Below are 979 nucleotides of genomic sequence, written 5' to 3' on the forward strand. Positions count from 1 at the left end.
ACTCGGATGTGGCGTGCGTGCCCGTGATGCGTCGGGACCGGGATGAGGTGCGGGAGTTCCTGACCGGTCTGGCCCGGCTCACTGTCCGTGGCGTTGCGGTGAGTTGGGAGCCGCTGACGGCGGGCGGTCGCCGGGTCGAGTTGCCCACGTACGCCTTCCAGCGTGAGCGGTACTGGCTTGAGGTTCCCTCGGCTGTCGGCGATGTGACCACTGCTGGGCTGGCGCCTTCGGAACACCCGCTGCTCGGCGCGATCATGCGGCGGGCGGATGTGGATGGCGTGGTCTTCACGGGCCGTTGGTCGTTGCGGACGCACCCGTGGTTGGGTGAGCACCGAGTGGGGTCGTCGGTGGTGTTCCCGGGGACCGGCTTCGTCGAGTTGCTGGTGCGGGCGGGCGACGAGGTCGGCTGCGGACGTATCGAGGAGCTGACCCAGGAGACGCCGCTCGTCGTGCCCGAGCACGGTGCTCTCCAACTCCAGGTCGTTGTGGGAGCTCCGGAGGAGCCCGGTCTTCGCGGCGTCGCCGTGTACTCGCGGGTGGAGGACGCGGACGAGGACGTGCCGTGGACGCGGCATGCCAGTGGTCTGTTGAGTCATTCGGAGGCGTCGCCCGGGTTCGAGCTGGCGCAGTGGCCGCCCGCCGGAGCGGAAGCACTCGACGTCGACAACCTCTATCAGCGCCTGGCGGATGCCGGCCTCGTCTACGGCGAGCGGTTCCAGGGGCTCAAGGCCGGCTGGATCAAGGGCGAGAACATCTACGCCGAGATTCGGCTGCCCGAGCACGCCGTTGCCGAGGCGGAGCAGTACGCCCTGCACCCGGCGGTGCTGGATGCCGCGCTTCAGTCGAGCGGCCTTAACGACTCTCCCGAAATGCAGGCGACGGCGTACGTCCCGTTCTCGTGGTCGGGGGTGTCGTTGTTTGCGGTGGGTGCGTCGGTGTTGCGGGTGTGTGTGCGGCATGTGGCGCGGGATCGGGTGTC

1 protein-coding gene is annotated in these 979 nt (G+C 68.9%); it reads left to right on the forward strand.

Features of this window, described 5'->3' with window-relative positions; translation table 11 throughout:
- Positions 1-26: 26 nt before the first annotated feature.
- The coding region (locus KUF83_RS16500) for a polyketide synthase dehydratase domain-containing protein (protein ID WP_254643950.1) at positions 27-979 on the forward strand (953 nt) is incomplete at its 3' end.

This window comes from Streptomyces sp. BV286, assembly GCF_019090165.1.
Taxonomy (GTDB): Bacteria; Actinomycetota; Actinomycetes; order Streptomycetales; family Streptomycetaceae; genus Streptomyces.